The 22322-nt window shown below is 43.4% G+C and carries 16 protein-coding genes and 1 pseudogene; 11 read left to right on the plus strand and 6 right to left on the minus strand.

Annotated features, from left to right (window positions below; all coding sequences use genetic code 11):
- Positions 1–103 precede the first annotated feature (103 nt).
- From JMX75_RS07120 to JMX75_RS07130, 3 genes are all read right to left on the minus strand, one after another.
- Positions 104–1180, minus strand: coding sequence for a FecCD family ABC transporter permease (locus JMX75_RS07120; RefSeq protein ID WP_201531766.1), 1077 nt, complete (start codon positions 1178–1180; stop codon positions 104–106).
- 42 nt (positions 1181–1222) lie between these two features.
- Entirely contained in the window at positions 1223–2296 is a 1074-nt protein-coding gene (locus JMX75_RS07125) for an ABC transporter substrate-binding protein (protein ID WP_201531768.1), read from the minus strand.
- 73 nt (positions 2297–2369) lie between these two features.
- Entirely contained in the window at positions 2370–4457 is a 2088-nt protein-coding gene (locus JMX75_RS07130) for a TonB-dependent receptor (RefSeq protein WP_227673046.1), read from the minus strand.
- A 205-nt stretch (positions 4458–4662) separates the two neighbouring features.
- Here JMX75_RS07130 and JMX75_RS07135 point away from each other — a divergent pair, with 205 nt between their 5' ends.
- From JMX75_RS07135 to JMX75_RS07160, 6 genes are all read left to right on the plus strand, one after another.
- Complete coding sequence (locus JMX75_RS07135; protein ID WP_320157702.1) at positions 4663–6858, plus strand: TonB-dependent receptor family protein; 2196 nt, start codon at positions 4663–4665, stop codon at positions 6856–6858.
- 291 nt (positions 6859–7149) lie between these two features.
- Complete coding sequence (locus JMX75_RS07140) at positions 7150–8385, plus strand: ATP-grasp domain-containing protein (RefSeq protein ID WP_201531772.1); 1236 nt, start codon at positions 7150–7152, stop codon at positions 8383–8385.
- 68 nt (positions 8386–8453) lie between these two features.
- The gene (locus JMX75_RS07145; RefSeq protein WP_201531774.1) at positions 8454–10268 is read left to right on the plus strand and encodes an IucA/IucC family protein; all 1815 of its coding nucleotides are present in this window, start codon (positions 8454–8456) and stop codon (positions 10266–10268) included.
- Positions 10268–11539, plus strand: a complete 1272-nt coding sequence (locus JMX75_RS07150) for an MFS transporter (protein WP_201531776.1) — start codon at positions 10268–10270, stop codon at positions 11537–11539. The genes JMX75_RS07145 and JMX75_RS07150 overlap by 1 nt, the downstream gene beginning before the upstream one ends.
- Before the next feature lie 52 nt (positions 11540–11591).
- Positions 11592–13631 (plus strand): IucA/IucC family protein, encoded by a 2040-nt coding sequence (locus JMX75_RS07155; RefSeq protein ID WP_201531778.1) that lies wholly within the window; start codon positions 11592–11594, stop codon positions 13629–13631.
- Position 13632: 1 nt separating this feature from the next.
- Positions 13633–14898, plus strand: a complete 1266-nt coding sequence (locus tag JMX75_RS07160) for a type III PLP-dependent enzyme (RefSeq protein WP_201531780.1) — start codon at positions 13633–13635, stop codon at positions 14896–14898.
- Positions 14899–15585: 687 nt separating this feature from the next.
- Here the strand turns inward: JMX75_RS07160 and JMX75_RS07165 are convergent.
- Both JMX75_RS07165 and JMX75_RS07170 read right to left on the minus strand, forming a co-directional pair.
- Positions 15586–16404, minus strand: coding sequence for a DODA-type extradiol aromatic ring-opening family dioxygenase (locus JMX75_RS07165; RefSeq protein WP_201531782.1), 819 nt, complete (start codon positions 16402–16404; stop codon positions 15586–15588).
- Positions 16405–16638: 234 nt separating this feature from the next.
- A complete protein-coding gene (locus JMX75_RS07170) occupies positions 16639–17091 on the minus strand; it encodes a DoxX family protein (RefSeq protein WP_201531784.1) in 453 nt (150 codons plus the stop codon).
- 173 nt (positions 17092–17264) lie between these two features.
- On the opposite strand from JMX75_RS07170, the gene JMX75_RS07175 reads away from it, so the two are divergent.
- Entirely contained in the window at positions 17265–18176 is a 912-nt protein-coding gene (locus JMX75_RS07175) for a LysR family transcriptional regulator (RefSeq protein WP_201531786.1), read from the plus strand.
- 96 nt (positions 18177–18272) lie between these two features.
- On the opposite strand, the gene JMX75_RS07180 is transcribed toward JMX75_RS07175, so the two are convergent.
- Positions 18273–18638 (minus strand): LysR substrate-binding domain-containing protein, encoded by a 366-nt coding sequence (locus JMX75_RS07180; RefSeq protein ID WP_181210457.1) that lies wholly within the window; start codon positions 18636–18638, stop codon positions 18273–18275.
- A 70-nt stretch (positions 18639–18708) separates the two neighbouring features.
- Here JMX75_RS07180 and JMX75_RS07185 point away from each other — a divergent pair.
- The 4 genes and pseudogenes from JMX75_RS07185 to JMX75_RS07200 form a co-directional block, all read left to right on the plus strand.
- Positions 18709–19215 (plus strand): annotated as a pseudogene (locus JMX75_RS07185) (IS1595 family transposase); the annotation flags it as partial.
- A 481-nt stretch (positions 19216–19696) separates the two neighbouring features.
- Entirely contained in the window at positions 19697–20233 is a 537-nt protein-coding gene (locus JMX75_RS07190; protein ID WP_201531788.1) for a peroxiredoxin-like family protein, read from the plus strand.
- A 112-nt stretch (positions 20234–20345) separates the two neighbouring features.
- Positions 20346–21035 (plus strand): glutathione S-transferase family protein, encoded by a 690-nt coding sequence (locus tag JMX75_RS07195; protein ID WP_201531790.1) that lies wholly within the window; start codon positions 20346–20348, stop codon positions 21033–21035.
- Positions 21036–21225: 190 nt separating this feature from the next.
- On the plus strand, positions 21226–22137 hold the full coding sequence (locus tag JMX75_RS07200; RefSeq protein ID WP_201531792.1) for a haloalkane dehalogenase: 912 nt from the start codon (positions 21226–21228) through the stop codon (positions 22135–22137).
- Positions 22138–22322: the final 185 nt, after the last annotated feature.

Consider the following 22322-nt stretch of genomic DNA (forward strand, 5'->3'; position numbering starts at 1 on the left):
TATAAATTTTTTGCAGCCTCTGTCTGCGTAGGTACAGCAAGCAAGAAAAATTAATATCAGCAGTACTTGATGTATCGATATTACTTTTCCCTGACTATATCGATCAGCTATCGAGTCGTCTTCTACATGCCAGCGCAATAAAAACGGGTGTCCCAATAAGTGCCGTTAGCAAGCCCACTGGTGTCTCTGCCGGATAAGCAACTGCTCGTGACAAGACATCCGCCCACACCATCAATATACTGCCAAGCAGCATAGACAATGGCAAAATCTGCTCATAAGCCATATTCGATACCTGCTTTAACAGGCGCTTGGCAACATGGGGGATAATCAAACCGACAAAGGCAACAGGACCGGTGACCGCCACACTGATAGCCGTCAATATCGTAATCAATGCCCCACATGACCACTGTAATGCCCGCAGGTTCACCCCAAGGCTACTTGCCACATCATCGCCCAGCACCAAGACATTTAATTTAGGTGATAGCCACCAGCCATAACCCAAGGTCAGCAGCGATATAGCCGCTAGCATGGGAATGGACTCCCAGCGCGTATTGGCAATAGAACCTGCCAGCCAATACAGTACCCCATAAGCTTGCTCATCCGTAGTAATCAGCGCCGCTCGTGTCATGCCGACCAGCAGCGCATTGATAGCAACGCCCGATAAGATTAGACGAACAGGATGCACCGGACGCCCAGAAAAATAACCCGCCAATCCTGCAACGAGGGCACAAGAGAGCACTGCCCCAACCATTGCTTGCAAAAAGGTAGAGGTTAAAAAGGTAAATCCTAAACCAATAGAGGATAAAGCAACCACGCACGCTGCCCCTGCATTGATACCCAATACCGCAGGAGATGCCAGTGAGTTACGGGTCATCACCTGCATTAGCAGTCCAGCCACCGCCAAATTGGCACCGACTATAATCGCCACGAGCACGCGCGGCAGGCGAATCTCTATTAATAATTGTGCAGTTAGCGACGCTTGACCATTTTGCTGCGTCAATAAGGAAAGTAAATCCGTCAGCGACAGGGCAAATTTTGAATATGCCGTTAACCCTTGCCAGCAGCCAATCAGTAAAATGACTAATAACCCACACCACAATAGCGCCCGTGTTATCGGGCGCTTTGCAATAGCGGGTTTTGGCAAGACGGAAGATGAGCGGCTAAGTTGCTTATCAACCATAAAAGTCGCCTTGCTTTAAAAAGACAGTAGTGCAAAGTCTCATTAATTTGACTCTTTTACAGAAGGACTTGGACTTTTTTTGCCTTTTTGCTTAGCAATCTCAAGCAGCTCAGCTGTCATATGTTCAGCGGATTGCATACTGCGATTGAGCGCCCAATAATTGGGATCGACTTCGATGACCTGATTCTTTTTGACCGCCGTTAGCTGATTAAATAGCGGTGAGGACTTCCATTCATCATAAATGGTGTGATCGTTATAACGCCCAATCAATAACCAATCTGGATTAGCTGCCAATAATTGCTCCAAACTGGTTGCGATATACGCCTCACCTGTTTGTTCCGGAATAGGGCTTTTGATATTTAGATGATTAAGTAAGCTACCGGCATACGAGCTTGGACCATGCAGCCACATGCCTTTATCACTAATAATAGCAAACTGAACGCTGTGGTTAGCAAGTGGGGTTGTTGCCAATTGCGACTTTAAATCTGCCATCTTTTTTAGATGCGTATTGATGACTTGCGACATTTTTTTATCTTGATGTACGATATGCCCGACCAATTGCGCCGTCTGGATATTCTCTACATAACTCTCGCCGCGACTTTTGAGTACAACCGACGGTGCAATGCGACCAAGCTCATCGGCGATGACGGTATGGCGCTCATCATCGGCAATGATAAGGTCGGGTTTTAAATCAGCGATGGCCTCAAGGCTTGGCTGATATCTTGAACCGACAGAGGTGTAATCCGAGAGTTGTTTGGTAAACTCGGCAATGATACTGTCAGGCTTATTGTCATCTGCAATACCAACTGGCTTCAGACCTAACGCTAACGCATCCCCTAAAAATGAGTATTCCAAAACTACAATACGCTTCGGGTCACTCGGATAGTCGCTTAGATTGGGCAGACGCGCTTTAATTTCTTCATCGGTTAGCAGAAGAACGTTATTTTTATCATTTGACTTAGTAACTGCTGCTGCCGACATGCCGTTATCAGCATTCAATGATGGAGTTGCCGTAGTATTATTTTTTTGATTCATAATAAAAACAATACCGCCAACCACAATCAATACGATGACCAGTAAGGGTAAAATAAGCGTGAGCTTTGGACGTTGATTCATAAATAACTTTTCTTAATATCATTCAATGGGTTGGGCGCTAGGGACATGAAATTTTGGCGTTAAGACGCACTCGTTAAAATTCGTAGTTATACGTCAACAACCATGTTCTAGGCGCACCAAGACCAATTTGGTTTTTGCCCGAGGTGCCATTGGTAGCCCCTAGCGCATATTCTTTATCCAGAGCGTTATTTAGATTCAATTGCAGATTATGTTTGCCCATGCTGTAGGCAGTCATTAAATCTACGGTCGTATAGCCAGCTAGCTCGACTGCCTCTGCGTCTCCAGCGTAGCGGTCACTGATATAATTCACCCCGCCACCAATTCGCCATTGATCAGCAGGTTGATAAGCGGTCCATAACGAGAACGTTTGATTCGGTACGTCGTTTGGCATCAGACCCGTTTTTTTATCTTCAGCATCAAGATAACTATAGCCTGCCGACACATCCCAATTATCACTTAGCTTACCTCGAGCTTCTAACTCTAGACCTTGATGACGAAACTCATCTTTATCCGTCACTTCGCGATTGTCATTGGTTTTTGGGTCTTCTTTATCAATGCGATAGAGAGAAGCATTAAGCATAATATCGTCATTATTTAAATACGTTTTCACCCCAATTTCTTTTAGGTCGGTCTGGTAAAGTGCGCCCAACTTTGGATTGATAAACGTTCCAGAATAAGGCAGCTGCCATGAACGCGCTACGGTGGCATAAGCGGAGGTGGCATCATTAAACTTATAGACGACGCCTGTTCGGTAACTGAATTTGTCGTCGTTAAGCTCACTGTCCTTACCATTAGCGTTTTGACTCAGGCGCATATTGTCATAGCGAACGTTGCCGACAAGTGACCAGTCGCCAATGTGATAGACATCTTGGGCAAAGACACCGATGCTTTGGGTGCTGTTTTTACGAAATGCGGGGAAACCTGGGTTAGGCGTTGGACCAGCGCTCGGGTTAGTTGCAGATGTAGGTGGTACATTTTTGTCAGTCGCAAGGGTCAAATCGATATCAATGTCATTATAATCGGCACCAAATAGCAGCTCATGATTGCCCTTATTCCAAGCAAGCTCAGACTGTAAGGTCTTTGTCGTGCGTGGATCATAACCAAAATTATTGACAGTACGTTCAACCTTATCATTGACCACATCAGCAGATGATTGACGGGTGCCTTTTTGCTCTAAAGTAATGTGGCTGTATGAAGCTCGATTGGTCCATTTAAGATCATCATTTATATCAAACTCATGATTGACATTGGCATGCCAAGTGTCTGAATCTTGGTAATCATTGGTGCCGCCATAAAAGGTATTAGGAGGTACATCAACAGGCTTACCATCTTTGGACGGAACACCGCGATAAGGCACTAGGTGCTGACGCATAAAATCGAGGGAGAAATCCAGCGTTTGCTGGTCAGTCGGCTGCCAACGTACCGTTGGTGCAATAAAGACATCATTTGAATCGACATGATCGATATAGGAGTCACTGCGGCGATACTCGGCATTGATACGGGCATTGACGGTATCTGATAATTTATGCGAGCTATCAATGCGCGCCACGGCTAAGCCATCGCTACCTACTTGTGCTTGCACCTTATCAAAGTCATCGCCTTCTGCTTTTTTACTGACGAGGTTGATAATACCACCTGCACTACCACGCCCATACAGCGCGCCCGCTGGACCTTTTACCACCTCTACGCGCTCTACATTGGCGAGGCTGCGATAGGACTGCAATTTGCCATCATCACGCATACCATCGCTATAGACATCGTTTAAACCATTGAATCCACGCAGCACAAACTCGTCTCGGCTACCTTCGCCAAGCGTGTTATTCAAACCGGCGACGCCTTTCATAGCATCCATCACGCGCACCGCGCCTCTATCCTCTAGCTCCGTTTTAGTTACTACCGATACTGACTGCGGCACATCTAACCACTCGGTCTGCGTCTTGGTCCCTGACGTTGGAGCATAAGCAGCATAGCCTTCATAGGTTTTAGCCATGACCACAATCGGCGCTAGCGTCGTTGATGGCAGTGTTGTTAATGGCTGTATAGCTGTCTCTTGAGCAGCAACCTGTTGACTCACCACCATGGTTAGACCAGTCGTCATCATGGCGAGGAATAATTGAGCACGAACCGCAGTCACTAAGGGTTTAGGTTGATGGTGAGACATAATTAGATCCATAGATGTGTTAAGGAATGAGCGAGGTTGTCAGTGGCTTAGTATCAATAATTATTGAACAGTATTTACTAATACTTAAGCATATAAATGATAATAATTTTGCAAATGATAACTATTACTGTTTATAATTGCAACGTTTTAGTAACACTATTCACCTTTGACTGACATAAACACCTGCTAAATAATTGGAATTGTTATGGTTATTATTTTTAAACGTTCTGCGCTTTGTCTTGCTATGTTTTGCATTTATCAACAAAGTAGCGCTGAGATGACGCCCATTAGTAAGAAAACGAGTGTTGAGGCTCGCTCAGACACTTCCATTACAACTAGCTCCATTAATAATAAAGCAGAAACAAAAGTACTTTCTTTTACTGCCGCGCCAATCATTGTCACTGCAGAGACGTTAGGTGATTCTAGTGCTAATCAGGTAAAAGCATTTGCCGGTAATCGTACGGTGATTGACAACGATTTTATTAAAAAAACCGTGAGTAACTCCATTGACGGGGCGCTACAGTTTATTCCAGGTGTCAAAATTGACGATGAAACAGGCACTGGCGTGTTACCGAATATCTCTGTTCGCGGGTTGAGTGCCAGCCGTAGTGGACAGGCGCAGTTTTTAATGGATGGCATTCCTTTAACCTTAGCACCTTATGGTCATACCGGTCAGTCCATCTTTCCAGCAACCCTTGATAATCTTGAGCGCATCGATGTCGTACGCGGCGGGGCTGCGACCCAATATGGTCCAAATAATGTCGGCGGTGTGATTAACCTCATCACCAAACCTATTACGAAAGAGACTCAAACTGAGATTGGTACCAATTTAACGGTCTTTGAGCAAAATGGTAAGCCATTGACCAGTTTATATGCTCGTCACAGCCGCTGGTTAAATGATGATTTCGGAATACAGCTAGAAGCCAACGGTATTAAGGGTGACAGCTTTAGAGATCACTCAGACACTGAAGTTACTAACCTACAAGCCAAAGCCCTTTGGTATATTGATGACAATCAAGAATTGGAAGGGTTCTTGCAATACTATGATGCTGATACAGAAATGCCGGGTGCGCTCTCGCCTGCTGCCTATGAGCAAGATGTCGAACAGAGTCAACGCCCACTTGAAGCTTATCAAGGTAAATCAACGCGCTGGCATGCTAAGTACAAAAACTACTTAGATATCGGTGATGAAGCAGTATTAGACCTCACTACTTTTGGTCATCATGCCACACGTAATTTTGAGTGGGGATTTAACTCACAAGCGAACAAACAAGGTGTACATTGGGCAGATCCTGCTATTGCAGCAGACAGCCTACGTACCTCACCTCGTGAGTTTACTGTTTATGGCGTAGAGCCGAAGTTTTCTATGAAGATTGGTGATAGCAAAAATATCAAGCACCACCTCATCAGTGGCGTGCGCTACGTCAATGAAGACATCGATTATAAACTGACGCAAACCAAACTTGCTGATGGTACGACGACCATGCCCCGTGATTGGAACCTACAAACGGATGCATGGGCCGCTTATGTTAGCGATGAGATGAGCTTTCTGGATGAGCGTCTAAAAGTTACCCCCGGTATTCGTTATGAAAATGCAAAAATGACGTTTAATGATGCTGGTAATAACACGCAAACAGATAACACCATTACGGAATGGCTGCCTGGGCTGACAACGTCTTATGCATTAACCAAATCTGATGACAAGCTTTGGCTGATTTATGCCAATGCGCAGAAATCTCTAAGAACGCCGCAAATTGCCAATATTCGCGGTAACGGTGAAGAAGGTAGTGAGCTTGCGTGGAATTATGAAATAGGTACACGCTATACCACCGATAGTCTGCAAGCTAATTTGGGATTGTATCGCATAGATTTTAAAGATCAGCTGCAATGGAACAGCGCAGAGCAAAGCTTTGATAATGTGGGTCGTACCCTGCATCAAGGTTTAGAAACTGCGATTACTTATACCCCAAAAACATTCAAAAACCTAGATGTAGGTCTTAGTTACAACTATCTTGATGCCACGCTAAAAGAAGGGGCAGATGAAGGCAATCAACTGCCGTACAGCTCGCCACATCAGTTGGGCTGGCACGCCAGTTATAAGCATCAAGATTACAACGCTACTTTATCTGGCGTTTACTATGACAAAGCTTATGCTGATAATGCCAACACGGTAGCAGAAAGCAAAGACGGCGGCATTGGTGAGACACCTGCTTATCAAGTTTGGAGCTTGAGCCTACAAAAAACATTGCAAGATACCAAAAACGAAAAACTATCTGTTCAATTTGGTATTAATAACTTATTTGATGAACAGTATTATTTCCGCGGTGTCGATACCAGTCCTGTTGGTCGCTATCCTGCACCCGGACGTTCATACAAACTGGGGCTTAACTATCAATTTTAAGGGTTAATAAATTCTAATTCTTGAATACTTCGCAACGATAAAAGCAAATCTGAAATGGATTTGCTTTTATTTCAAAAAAACATTGTAACCTCTTTGTCTCTCTTATCAAATTTCACTGCTTACCTTCGCACTTAAACCCCTCTCTTAAAAAATTTTAGTAGATTTCAGCCATTAATAGAACAATATTTTCATAATTTACTTGTAAATGATTATCATTATCATTATTATTGCGTTCAATAAAAGATTGTACTGCTTGTTTTTATTTATAGCTAATTATGAAAGGAAAACTCTATGACTTATTCTACGGTTCTCATCACTCATGTGGTCAACGATGCAGTTATTGAAGGTTTTATCCCCGCCTTATTGAAATCGAGGCACGTACCTGACAGTCAATTGATTATCATAACCGATGATAAAGAGGCACACATGGATGCGTTAATAACGACGCCTTTAGGGGCGCAAATCAGCATCCTTGAATGCGATGTATTTAACCCTCTAGCGATCATTGATACCTTAAATAATTATCATATCCTGCCCAATCTGGTCTTTAGTAATAGCGACCATCTACAAGCCGCAACCGCTGTGGTCGCTGAATTTTTCCATTTGCCTAGTAAAGACTGGTGTCACTGCTTGGTCTTTAAAGACAAGTACTTAATGAGAACACAGCTGCATTCTGCTCACTTATACCAAGCCGGCTATCAGCTGCTAACCGCCAAAGATTTACACCTTGAGAATCTCAGCATCAGCTTCCCTCTAGTCGCTAAACCCAAGCAAGGCGTCGCTAGCATGGACGTTCAGCTTTGTATGAATAAAAACGAGCTGCTAAGCTATTGCCAAAGTTTTTGGCAGTCAAAAACCCTGCCTATTTTGGTTGAGTCCTATGTGGCTGGGCGCTTAATTACGTTAGAGACACTCGGAGATGGTGAGCGTTTGGTGGCGGTAGGCGGCTTTGAGGTGACATTGACCGAACCGCCACATTTTGTAGAGCTTGATGCAGTTTGGAATACGCCTTTGTGTGTACAGTACCGTGAGCGTTGTTTGGCGATTCTACAAGATATCGGTGTTGGACTTGGCGTCTGTCACAGTGAGTTTATTATTACCCCAACGGGCGAGGTGCATTTGGTTGAAATCAACTATCGCAGCATCGGTGATGGCAGAGAGTTTTTATTACATGATATGGCGCACTACCCATGGTTTGACACCATTGTTAGATTGCATCAAGGGGTCAGCATTGCTGAGTTAGAGGCCGAGTTCGGGTCACTCGCCATCAGTACGCATGCACGCATTCATTACATTGTTGCACCTCAATCTGGCACGATTCGATCTGCTCCTGCCTCATTTAAAAAACAAACCCAACAAAGTGTCATTATCCATCAGCCCCTAAAAAAACAACATCAAACCATTCATATTACCCACTCTAATAAAGACTATCTGAGCCGACTACTGGCTTATTCCGATTGCACAAATACCATGAATGACGTGCTAAGCGATGCCATAGAAAATTTGCAATGGCAGTTTGAATCATAAAATTTTTAGACACACCTTTTACCGATTTAACTTTTAGTTTTTAACTTGTTATATTTTGAGAGCTTATAATGGACAAACAATATATTACCGAACGCTTTATCAACACCTGTATCCGCGAAGACGTCTATGGCTTGCTGTCAGATAGCACCATTATGGAAACAGAATTTGATCTTCCTCATCTGCCAGAGGTGTTAAAACAGCAGAAGTTGTGGCTAAAGATAACTTCGTCCAATCAAACCGACTGGTTGCCGATTGTAGCCAGTGATTATATGCAATATTGGCAACTTGCCAGCCCAATGTGGCTTCAAAAAAACTCAGGCGATTACCTCATCAAGCATGACTATCAGGATTTTGTAGCCATTCTCAAACAGTTGCCAGATGCCTGTGAGACTGCGCTCGACAGCTATCTGCTTGAGCTTGATTGTGCCACCGAACACCGAGCGTTAGCGCGCCAAGGGTTTGAGTCTCAACGCTGCCATCTTGAACGCAATATTACTGGATACCCAAGCTGGTCTGAGCGTTTGCTATACGCCGATCAAGTCGCCTCGTATTTGGATCACCCTTATTATCCGACTGCCCGAGCCAAGCTTGGTCTGGACGCGTCTGATATCGCAGCCTATAGTCCAGAGTTTGCACCAACCTTTAGCCTACATTGGGTTGCTATCTCTAAAGCTCTAAGCACCGTCAGCGCCAAGCTACCTGATGTTTGGCCAAGCTTTACAGACGTCGGTCTCAGTCCGGACCTCCAACAGACGCATCACCTATTTCCAGTACATCCGTTAACCTTGCCGCTGCTGCACCAGCATGTTCTCAAGGATACTTCGCTGCAAATTATATTGGCACCCAAGTCTGCGCTAAGCGTACAACCAACCTTATCTGTGCGCACGGTAGTGTGCTGTGCTGAGCCAAATATTCATATCAAAGTACCGCTCATCGTCCGCACCTTAGGCAATAAAAACGTGCGCTTAATTAAGCCTTCAACCATTTATGATGGTTACTGGTTTCAACGCACCTTACGATTGATTGAAAAAAATGATGCCGCGCTGCAAGGGTGTTACACCCATTGCGATGAAAGCCTAGGTGGTCATATGGGCGATGATAAAACTCTTGCCTTTATCGTCAGGCGCTATGATGATATTAATCTAACCAATAAAACTCCTGTACCGGTAGCGGCGTTTGGCAGCGTCATGCCTGATGGTCGCCCCTTTATCAGCCACTTAATTGCACAGTTTTATGACGGTGATAGTAAGCTTTGGTTAAAAGAGTACATCCACCTGTTATGCCATGTTCATTTAAATTTATGGATCAAATATGGCATTGCGCTAGAAGCCAATCAGCAAAATGCTGTCATTGTATTTGACCACCATAGCCGCACGATGAGTTTACTCATGAAAGACAATGATTCAGCATGCCTTTATCCACCACGATTTAACGCTGGCATGGCACAAGTTGGTTTAGGCGATGTGATAAATAGCAGTGCTATTAATGATATTAAGGACATCAAGGATATTAAAGACCAACGTATCGTCGTTGAAGATGAGTTGGCATTAGCACAGATGTTTTTGACCATCACGCTCCAGCTAGACATCGTTGCCATTATTGAGATGATGAGCGCCCATAACATCATCAACCGTCATGACGCCTATCAAACCTTAATAGACTGTATTGATACGACCTTACACAGCCTCTCTAAACAAGGTTACGACATCCATCTTGCCAAGCAAGTCTTATTAGAGAGCCAGCACTGGTATATCAAATACTTATTGTCTGCTGGTAGTCTGTTGTCAAAAGAGCAGTCTGGCGCGACTGATATCAATAAGTTCTATGGTAAATCAGCGCCCAATACCTTAAAACTTATGCAGCGACACAAACAGGATTCCTAATGAGCTATCGAATGATGGTGGCAATCGTCTTATGTTGTCACTACCTGTCCGCGTTTTCTGCGTTAGGTATGCCTTTGTTTTTACCAATCATGCTCCAAGAGCTAAATGCGCCATTGCAATCAGGCTGGGTTGGTTTGCTGTTTATATTACCGACCCTCATGACTGCCATCGCTGCCAGATACTGGGGAATTTTCGCCGATACATATGGTCGCAAAACATCCTTGTTGCGGGCGGAGTTGGGTTTGGCAGTGGGGTTTTTGATATGCGGATTTTCTCAGTCTTTATGGCAGCTCGTCATAGGGCTGAGCGTTCAGGGGCTGTTTGGTGGGACAATGGCTGCCTCAAACGCATATTTAGCCACCAGTATCACTGATAAAAACGCCTTAAAACAGGTGTTGAATTTCACTCAATTCTCAGCACGACTTGCCCTGATTACCGCCCCGATTGGGCTCGGGTTTTTAGTACACCATTACGAGGTGTTAAGTTTGTATCGCGTGCTTGCCATCCTGCCGCTCTTAGCATTACTACTCAGCTTTTTGTTAAAAAAAGACGTTATCGCAGCAGGCAATATCGGCACAACCGCAAATACTACCGAATTGCCAAAAGCATCTACAAAAACCAAAACCAAAACCAAAACCAACAACAGTAACAGCAACACAGCTAAAAGCGATAAAAAGGAGACTCAGCACTCAGCACAAAGTCTAACGAGCACAGCTTTTTTCGCCAATCCTTATCTGTTTATATCGGTGCTGCAGTTTTTCTTAGCCTTTTGTATGGTAGCGACTTTTCCCTATTTTTTGCCATTTGCCAAAACTTTTGGGCTTAGCACCTCTCAAATAGGACAATTATATGCCATGCCTCATGTCATGTATCTGATCTGTCAGCTGCTCTATGGGCGCATCAGCCAACGCCTGCCAGCAATGTCCTTAAGCCTTGGTTTTACGGTATTAGCGAGTGCGGTTTTGCTGCATTTGACGGATTATCTTCCCTTGATTTGGTTGGCTAGAATGCTATTTGGCGTGGGCATGTTTATGTGTTACCAAAGCCTGCATACGCAGATGGCGGATACTAACCAGTCTAAACATAGCGGCAAAATATTCTCTCGCTATGATGCGCTAGCAAAATGGGGCGGCGTGCTAGCAGGGTTGTCGGTCACTTTATTTGTACCGATGTTTGGTTTGCTCTCTCCTTTTGTTCTCTCAGCAATGATGGCAGTTATCGCGATAATAACCATCAAAATATATCAAGAAAAATACAGCAAGACTGTGTAGAGGGCACTACAGACAACAATCACTCTAAAAACATCTAAAAAAGACATCACTTATGAGACCAAACTATTCCCTATCAAACAACACGATACCAAATTTTCTACCACCGAGTAAAACAGTTGAAAATACCCCTGTGCCAAGCCTGCTTTCGCAGTACCATCAGTATAAGTCTGAGCAGCATGCACTGACGAATATCATCAATTGTTATCTTCGTGAGTTTGCTATCCCCAATCAAGACCTAAGCATTGATGAGTCTGAGGACGACTTACCACTGTGTCTACGTGATAACCGCGCCTGCCTAAGCACGCGCCTATTAACGATTCGATTTCCTGTCGCTAATGAGATCGCTTCTGCAAAAATCGTATTGCCAGTGGCGTATTTTAGTCACTTAGGCAAGTGCCAGCTAAGCGGAGCGCCTTGGCTAAAAGCTCGCGGTCAATCATGGGCGTGCCTCAACATTTATCAATTGGTCGATTATCTGCACAGTTATATTGCTACGCGTTATCAAATCGATATCAACCAAGAGCTAAAATACCAGATTGATAATAGCATCAGCGTGACAACCACTTTTTTGCAGGCCTCTAGCAACCACGCTACTAACTACCATCACGATTTACAGCAAGATAAATCTACCGTTAATGGCTATATAGATAGCGAGCAAGCATTGCTGTGGGGTCATGCGTATCATCCGTCGCCAAAAAGCCGGCAAGGGGTCGACATGACGTCTTTATTGGCGCACTCGCCCGAAACCCAAAGCCAGTTTGCTCTGTTTTGGTTTAAGGTTGATTCCTCCCTCGTCAGCTATATTGGCAAAGACACCAAAACCGTACTGTGCAATATCGCTCGCACGTTACTTGCAGACGCTGGCGACTTACTAGAGTCTATTAATTCAGATACTGATAGCGACACCGATTGGGTTTACTACCCTTGTCATCCGTGGGAAGCCGATGGCATCTTGGCAAATCCGACCATCAAGCGAGCAGTCACATCAGGATACATGATACCGCTTGGTCTGATAGGCAAGGCGGTGTCCCCAACCTCATCGGTGCGCACCTTATATCATCACCAGCTATCACATTTTATCAAATGCTCTATCCATGTTCGTCTGACCAATTGCATTCGCAAAAACGCTTGGTATGAGCTCCACAGTGCCGTGTACTTGAATGCTATTTTAGAAAAAATTGATCACAGCAAGCGTCTGACTGCGCCAGCTTTTAAGCTGATGTTAGAGCCGGGGGCTGCCACCCTTGATATGAGCGCCAAATTCCCCGATGATGATTCCAGCTCGACTCAGTTTATTACCGAGTCCTTTGGCATGTTATTTCGAGAGTCATTTACGACGGATGAAATTAAATATCTTAAGCCACAAGTTGCTGCTGCCTTATTTACAGAGGATAGGTTCGGAGACAGCGTCATCGAACGCCAGCTACAAAAACGCTGCGTACACACTGGTCAACGTGATAACGAGCGTTCATCTTATAACACTCTAGCCTGCTTATGGTTCAGCCGTTATGCCAATACTTTAATTGATGGCACGTTTGATTACTTTTTTAACCATGGCGTTGTGTTCGAGCCGCATTTACAAAATACGGTGATTGGCTTTCATCAAGGGCTACCTACATGCGTCTGGATTCGAGATTTGGAAGGCACCAAGCTGGTTGATAACCTGTGGTCACTTGCTGAAGCAACCAGTTTATCTGAGCGCTGTAAACAATCCATCCGCTACTCTAAAGCGGCAGGATGGTCACGTATTGCTTATTGCATTTTTGTGAACAATCTTAGTGAGACCATTTTTTATTTATGCCGAGGTGCGCAATCAGCGGAGACTTTAGAGGCGCGACTTTGGCAGCATGTCAAAGAGATATTGATGAATTGGCAACTGGTATATGGTACTCAGCCTGAAATTCAGGATTTGTTAGACGGCGGTAGCTTACCCAGCAAGACCAATTATAAAACTCGATTACTCACGCTTGCTGATAAACATTCTGCCTACGTGATGCTTCCTTGCCCGTGGCAGTCCTCTATGCTCAACGCCAATAAAGACAATAAATCTAATATAAAAACTCGTAAATTATCTGAATCAAAGGTTACCTAAAATGATGACAAACGCGACAACAACACACTTAATCGAAACCTCAGATAAGCATTCGCTTCCTCAAAAAATAATTGACTGTATCCATAATTATGGTGCGCAGCCGTCACCGCTTTGTGCTTACATTTATGACTTGGAAGCTCTAGAAGAGCGTATAACAGCTATGAAGCACTGTCTGCCTGATAACACGCAGCTGTTTTATGCCATAAAGGCTAATGCTGAGCCTCAAATACTATCAACCTTAGCAGAGCATGTAGATGGGTTTGAGGCCGCTTCTGCAGGCGAGCTCAATTGGCTACAAACCCACCAACCGAACCACCCTATTATTTTTGGTGGACCGGGCAAGCTGACCTCAGACTTACAGCAAGCCATACAACAGCAAATCGATACCATTCATGTGGAAAGCCTGGTCGAGCTGACTCGAATCCAGACATTAAGTCACTCCTTGCAGCTTCCCGTCCGTATATTTTTAAGGATGAATATTGATATTGGTGATATCGGCAGCAGTAAGCTGGTCATGGGCGGCAAGCCTACCCCCTTTGGGCTGGATGAAACCCATCTCAAGCAAGCGCTAGCTATCATCGACTCAAGCCCGTTTATTGAATTTTGTGGGTTTCACTTTCACTTGATGTCGCATCAATTATCAGTCGAGCGCCATCTGCTATTAATGCAGCGTTATATGGAGATGGTCAAGAAATGGCAACAGAATTATCCGTCGTTGCCCTCAAAACTGATTATCAATGTGGGCGGCGGCATTGGTATTCACTATGATCAGCAGCCGCAGCATTTTGAGTGGGAAGTATTCTGTCAACAGCTTGCCAGCATGTTAACGGCAAATCCGCAGTTTACGGTCAGGTTTGAGATTGGACGTTTTATCACTGCACCCTGTGGTTATTACGTCATGGAGGTACTGGATATCAAAAAAAATCTTGGCGAGACATTTGTGATTGGTCATGGCGGCACGCATCACTTTAGAACGCCCGCCGCGCAGCAGCACAATCATCCTTTTTTCATCGTGCCGCGCCGCATGAGCCACGCAATGGAAAACCAGTTGCTAGAAAATCTGATAGAGCAAGCCGCCATCACTGGCACCAAGGTAACCCTTGTCGGTCAGCTTTGTACGCCCAAAGACATACTGGCAAAAGATCAATGGATTGACGCGCTACATATCGGCGATTACCTTGTTTTTACCTTAGCAGGCGCTTACGCTTGGAACATATCTCATCAAAACTTTCTAATGCATCAGCCACCCAAAATGATTTTTTTATAAAAGGATAAGGCTAATTTAATATATAAAGAAAAATGTGCGTATTTGCTAGGCACCGTTAATAATTAGGAAAGAATGAAGCTGATTTCAGTGTGACAGTTCGGCAGGTAAGGTTGTGGCAAAAATAGAAACTCAAAGTCGTTGAATAAAAACTTATAAATACAAGGAAGCTGATGATGGGCATAAGGCCTATTAAACCTTAACTTTAACCCATCTGCGCTTAAACAATTCTAGACAGGCGATGTCACCTATATTCTTATCAAAGGCGGCTAGTGTTATCTAGCCGTGTTTGGGTTTGTATGCCTGTCGTGTGATGGGATTTGCCATGTCAGACTCGCCTGATAGTATGCTGACCACTATAGACTGACTGTTGATTTTCGTGTGCTCAGAACCTCCTAACCATGACACTCATTTGCATTGATTTATGATCGATGCGCTATACAGGTATCGAACTACTCATTTTAGATATGGATTGCATGATTACGAAATCGATAGCATAGGTTATTATTAAGCAGTATGCTTAAAATCTCCCAAGTTGGTTTCTACCTGGCTTACAGTGCAGGTCACATAGCTGCGTTATGTATAGAAAACCCACTAAGCATCTACTGAGGCGTTTTAGCGTGCTCTTATTAATTTTAGAAATATTAAGGTAGTTTGATTGATATTGAGGTTTGATAGAAGAATCTGAGCTTAGCCAAACTGAAAGGCTGATATCTGAGTCTTCATTACTTGCTGAGAATAGACCTTTTGCCCTCGATCTGTTCCTGCTGCGCCCGCGATAACCATCAGCGGTATCAAATGCTCTTCGCTTCCTAATAGATGAGACTCGATAGCATGGGGCGCTTTAGACCAATCACTAAGGGCTGCAAATCGCGCATCTGCATCGGCTGCAACCGTCTTAGTCAACCAATCATCAAATGCCACTGATGGAGCCGTGAATTTTTTATCGCCATAACCGCGCATATTATGAAAACTCATACCGCTGCCCACAATCAACACCCCTTCATCACGTAATGCCGCAATTGCTTTACCTGCCATTAAATGGGCTTCAGGATCGAGATCCTGACGTAGCGATAACTGCACTACTGGGATATCCGCATTAGGGAACATGAGTTTTAACGGGATGAATACTCCATGATCAAAGCCTCTTGTAGCATCTTGTTTATTGCTTAAACCTGCATCAGTGAGCATATTACCTATCCGTTCAGCCAATACTGGCGCGCCCGCTGCCGGATAAGTCAGCTGATAAGTATGCTCAGGGAACCCATAATAATCATAAATTAGATCAGGTTGTGTGCTAGTGGTGATGCTAAACTCGGGAGTTTGCCAATGTGCGCTGATGATCAAAACAGCTTTTGGGCGCTGTGGCAAGCGACTTGAGATACCTTTTAAAAATTCGGCCATTTGATCCCAAGTATCAGTTGGCTGCCACTCCATAAAAAAACAAGGACCTGCACCGTGAGGTATAAATAATACTGGCTGCGTGGCTGAAATAGACTCATTATTCATTAGCTTCACTCCATTATCTTTACTAAATACGGCTAGGATGAATAGGCACAATTCTACTGGAATTCAATGCTTTTAAATAATAATAAGCCACATGGAAGCATACTAAAGTCACAAGCCAGCGAACATAGCCTTCTTTATCTTATATATGTTGCCAGTTTTTAGTCCAATTGTTGCCATTATTTAAGATGGACACTTATTATTAGCGAGTAAATGTGGATTTATTACTGATGATTATTAAACATTATCTAATTTTTCTGATAAAGCATTATCCATACTGAGATAACCGCCACCTTGTATTACCAGAGCAATCGAAGCGACCATCAATACTAAGGCATACTCATAGCCACCATCAGCGACAAATAGACCATTATTTATATGAACAGAAAAAATAGCAACGAGCATAGTGAATGCAGCGACTAATGCAGCGGGTCGTGTCAATAATCCTAATACCAAGGCAAGACCACCAAAGAACTCAGCACCCCCTGCCAATATTGCCATTAGAAAACCAGGTTCCATACCCATACTGCTTAACCACTCAGCCGTGCCAGCCAGCCCATTGCCACCAAACCAGCCAAATAACTTTTGAGCACCATGCGCTGCCAAAATCAAACCTACGGGTACACGAAGGATTAAAGCGGCAGCGCCCGCTTTAGATAGCAAAATTCTATTCATTACTGACATTTTCATTGTTATTACTCCATTAGGTTTATTTTAGGAAGGGTATTTAATTCCTGGAATAACCATACTTTACTATCAACACAGTAAAAGAGTAAGATAGATAATATTGAATAATTAACAACATATCATTGATAATTGTTTTGGCGTTGAATTTTGATGATTAAATAGAAATAGGGCAAAATATGGATAGAATCGATGCAATGCGCGCCTTTGTGGCAGTGGTGACCGAAGGCAGCTTTAGTAATGCGGCAAATACCTTGCAGCTGTCACCGCAGTTGGTGAGCAAATATGTCTCTAAGTTGGAGGAGCAGCTAAATACACGCCTGCTTAATCGCACCACTCGTAAAGTCAGCCTTACCGAAGCTGGCAGTCATTACTTCGGACATGCACAACAGATTTTACTTAGCATTGATGATATGGAATCAAAATTAGGTGGTTTACAACAGAATCCCAAAGGCGTCTTAAGAATCAGTGCACCAGTATCGTTTGCCTTAAAACATATGGCTAAGTTAATCACTGACTTTCAGATCCATTATCCATTGGTCAAAGTCGACCTACAATTGACTGATCGCAAAGTCGATATTGTCGAGGAGGGTTTCGATGTGGCCTTGCGTATCGGGCAGCTAAAAAGCTCGTCACTGATTGCTAAGAAGGTCGCACCCATTCGTGTGATGTTATGCGCTGCACCTGGTTACCTGAACAAACATGGCACGCCTACTCAACCTGAAGACTTAGAGCGTCATCGATATTTGCATTACAGCTATATGAATATGGATGGTAAGGACGATATCTACCAATTATTAAAAGCAAAATACCTCAAGCAAGGTAGCGAGCTTCGTAGTAATAATGGTGATGTATTGGTGGACGCGGCTATTGCAGGCGCAGGAATAGTATTACAGCCGACTTTTATTATCAGCGAAGCGCTTAGTAGTGGCAAACTAGTCGTAGTGTTGCCAAAACTTGAGCCTGAGGCTTTGGGCTTATATGCAGTCTATGCCCATAGAAAATTGCTACCACATAAAGTGAGGTGTTTTATTGATTTTGTGGAAGGCTATTATGGCACGCCACCGTACTGGGACGAGTCCATACCTTAGATTTTATTGGGCTTAACGGCAATGACTCGTTTATTGAGCTAGCACTCGTAAATTCTCACGCATAGGTTTATATTCTATATTAACACTATGATGTATTCATATTTTCTCACGCTTATAATCAAACCCTTCTTCATCATAAATCTGATAAGTCACGTCTAACAATGTTTTTAACAATTCTGATTTGTCAAAATGCCTGACACTCATCACAATCGGTGAGGTTAAATGACCATCCTCAAATGGAATATAAGTCACTTCTTGACTACGCAGATGCTCAAGCGTCTTTGGCACAATAGTCAGGCCTTCACCTGCTGCTACTAACCCTAACGCAACATGTAACTCACGTACTTCAGTCAGATAATTGGCTTTTAAGTTACGAGCTTCAAACAATTCCAACACATAATCAATAAAGCTGGGACGCGGCGCTGTTGGATATAACAATAGATTTTCATTGGTTAAATCCATTAGATTGATGCTATTACGATTCTCCTTTACAAGCACGTGACTGACAGGAACTACAACAAGCTTAGTGGATACAACAGCCAGCTATTACTTTCACAGGCTAAGACTACTGATTTATGAAAATAGTTAGGAGCCTGACCTTCTAGAAGGCGAAATAGAAGTTGATGAGAGCTACTTTGACGGCAGACGCAAAGGCAAACGTGGTCGCGGTGCTGGTAACAAAGTTCCTGTTTTTGGACTACTGAAGCGCAATGGTAGCGTCTATGCTTGTATCATCCCTAATGCCAAAGCCGATACCTTAATCCCTATCATAAGAGAGAAAGTAAAGCCTGATGGTATCGTTTATACTGACTCATTCAGAAGTTACAACGCACTTGATGTCAGTGAGTTCGCTCATTACCGTATCAATCATTCAAAAGAGTTTGCACAAGACAGAAACCATATTAATGGAATAGAGAACTTTTGGAGCCAAGCCAAGCGACATATGCGTAAATATAATGGCATCCCAAAAGAGTATTTCCATCTGTTTTTAAAGGAATGTGAGTGGCGTTTTAACTATAGCGATCCAAAACGTCAATGACATTAGCTAAAACAATGGGTTAGACAGGAACTGAACTGGTTATCTAGGACAGCCCCTAGCTCTATATTCAATAGTAGCCATCATTCTGACTATGTGTTGCAAGCTGGGCTGCAAGTGGTACAGTAAAGAGGTATAGGCAATAGCTTTAAGGTAGTTTTTAGGATAGAAATTTTAATTCTATTCAAAGGGATTTTATTCAAAGGAGCTGAACACCAATGAGTATAACTAAACAGGCATCCATTCATATTCGTTGTGATGGTGAATCTACCACATTACCTTCTATTTTAAATAATGCCTATCCTATGCGTCCATACTCTTTTACTACACGCTTAGTAAACTGGATATTAGCATCTGTAGATTGGAATGATTAATTAACTTGAGTGATTGCTCAAATATATCTTGAACATTTATTTTAGTCCAGTTAAGATGATCATTGCTATATAAATTACTCCTACTTCTAAACACTTCTAAAGGATAAATCATGCCATCAAATTACGCACAAAAAATTCAAGCTGGTGTCAAATTCCCCGATATAAACGTACAAATGCTAAATGGTGATATAAAGTCACTAGGTACACCTGATAATGGTCATGACTGGAAATTGGTCGTGGTGTATCGAGGTCAACATTGTCCGATATGTACTAAATACCTCAACCAGTTAGAAACCGTAAAATCGTCATTTGCTGATGCGGGTGTCGATATCATTGCAGTATCAGGTGATAGTAAAGAGCAATTAGAGAGTCATTTAGAAAAATTAGATATCGACTTCCCTATTGCCTATGGTTTGACTGTTGAGCAGATGAATACGCTAGGACTTTATATCTCAGAGCCACGTTCAGAGAAAGAGACCGATCATCCCTTTGCAGAGCCTGGTATATTTGTGGTTAACGCTGATGGAGAAATTCAAATCGTTGATATCTCCAACGCACCTTTTGCTAGACCTGAACTTGAAGCCCTTGCGAATGGTTTAGCCTTTATTCGAAAAAATGACTACCCTATTCGCGGTACGCATCGTTAGGCTCACTGTAAAAAATAATCCTTAATGACTGCATGAGTCTTTAAGGATTATTTGTATTTTTCATTGCTTTTATGATTGTCAAACTAAGACCTCAACAGGATAGGATCAGGTTATGCTCAAATTTTATTTTCATCAAACCCCAAACCCGATGAAAGTAGCTGTCTATCTCGAAGAGACTGGCTTGCCGTATGAGTTGATCGCTATAGATACCTTAAAAGGCGAACAACATAGCCCTGAGTATCGTGCTATTAACCCCAATAGTAAAACCCCGGCAATCGAAGATGATGGCAAACGCGTGTTTGACTCTACTGCTATCTTGATGTATCTCTCCGAAAAAACAGGGAAATTAGCCGGCAAGTCAGAAGATCGTGGCGAGATGCTGTCATGGTTGATGTTTATAGCGACAGGTTTAGGACCGTTTTCTGGTCAATCCGTGCATTTTAGACATAAGGCACCAGAGAAAACGCCTTATGCTATCAATCGTTATCTTCGTGAAGCCGAACGTCATTACGAAGTGTTAGAGACCCACATGGAAGGTCGCGAGTATCTGGTTGGCGATGAGTATTCCATTGCTGATATTTCAGCTTGGGGGTGGATTGATAAAGCAACCGTAGTCTTAGGTGAGGAAGGTTTAGACAACTATCCTAATCTAAAGCGCTGGTTTGCAAGTATAAGTGCTCGTCCTGCGGTCCAAAAAGCCCGAAATATTCCTAAAGGCATCGAGTTTAAGACCGAGTTTGATGATGTGGCAGCACGCGCGCTATATCCTCAAAACTTTGCTAAACCCGATAAGAATACCTAACAGCCAAAGAATAACGATCAAGTTAGAGTAATAATTGGCATAGGGTAAGAGTACGAAATATGATACTCACATCATTAAGATTGGTGACGGCGATCCATTCTCATCGGGTTTTGTGGCGATCCACCCTAACTCTAAGATTCCATCAGCTGTGTAAGAATACGCGCTCATTTACCCAACTCAAGGACGAGACATGAAAATCCTCAGAACTCCCGATTCGCGTTTTGCAAACCTACCAGATTACAACTTTGACCCGCACTATCTAATGGTCGACGACAGCGAAGACAATGAGCTGCGTGTGCATTATTTAGACGAAGGACCAAGAGACGCTGATCCAGTGTTACTGCTGCATGGGGAGCCTTCATGGTGTTATCTATATCGTAAAATGATTCCGATACTGACTGCAGCGGGACACCGCGTTATTGCGCCAGACCTCCCCGGTTTTGGGCGCTCAGACAAACCCACGTCTCGTACTGACTATACCTACCAACGTCATGTCAACTGGATGCAATCCGTACTCGACCAATTAGATCTGAATAACATCACTCTGTTTTGTCAGGATTGGGGTGGACTGATTGGTTTGCGTTTGGTTGCAGAAAATCCAGACCGATTTGCTCGGGTAGCAGCTGGCAACACCATGCTCCCCACCGGCGACCACGATCTAGGTGAAGGTTTTCGTAAATGGCAACAATTCTCGCAGGAAACACCTCAATTTCATGTCGGAAGGACCATCAAGAGCGGTACCGTTACCAAGCTGTCACAGGCGGTGATCGACGCCTATAATGCGCCATTTCCTGATGAATCCTATAAGGAGGGCGCTAGACAGTTTCCACTGCTTGTACCCTCGACGCCGGATGATCCTGCTTCAGAAAATAATCGCGCCGCATGGATTGAGCTGAGTAAATGGACAAAGCCCTTTATCACACTATTCAGCGATTCTGACCCAGTGACTGCTGGTGGCGATCGCATTATGCAAAAAATCATTCCCGGAACCAAAGGTCAAGCACATACGACTATTGCCAACGGCGGACATTTTCTTCAAGAAGACCAAGGTGAAAAAGTGGCTAAGCTTTTGGTCCAATTTATTCATGATAACCCGAGATAATTCATCATCACCCTAAGTGACTTAAAGTAAAAAATATAAAGAACTTTGCGCTATTTTCTATAATTTTTTGACAGCTTTTGCTTTTTGTTAGTCATGCTAAATGCTTCATTAAATCACTAGTTTATCTCTGCATCTTCTTTAACATAGATCCTATTCGATCATGATACTGAAAGCGACTACACTAA

The organism is Psychrobacter sp. LFX-11D, from assembly GCF_904846475.1.
Lineage (GTDB): Bacteria > Pseudomonadota > Gammaproteobacteria > Pseudomonadales > Moraxellaceae > Psychrobacter > Psychrobacter cryohalolentis.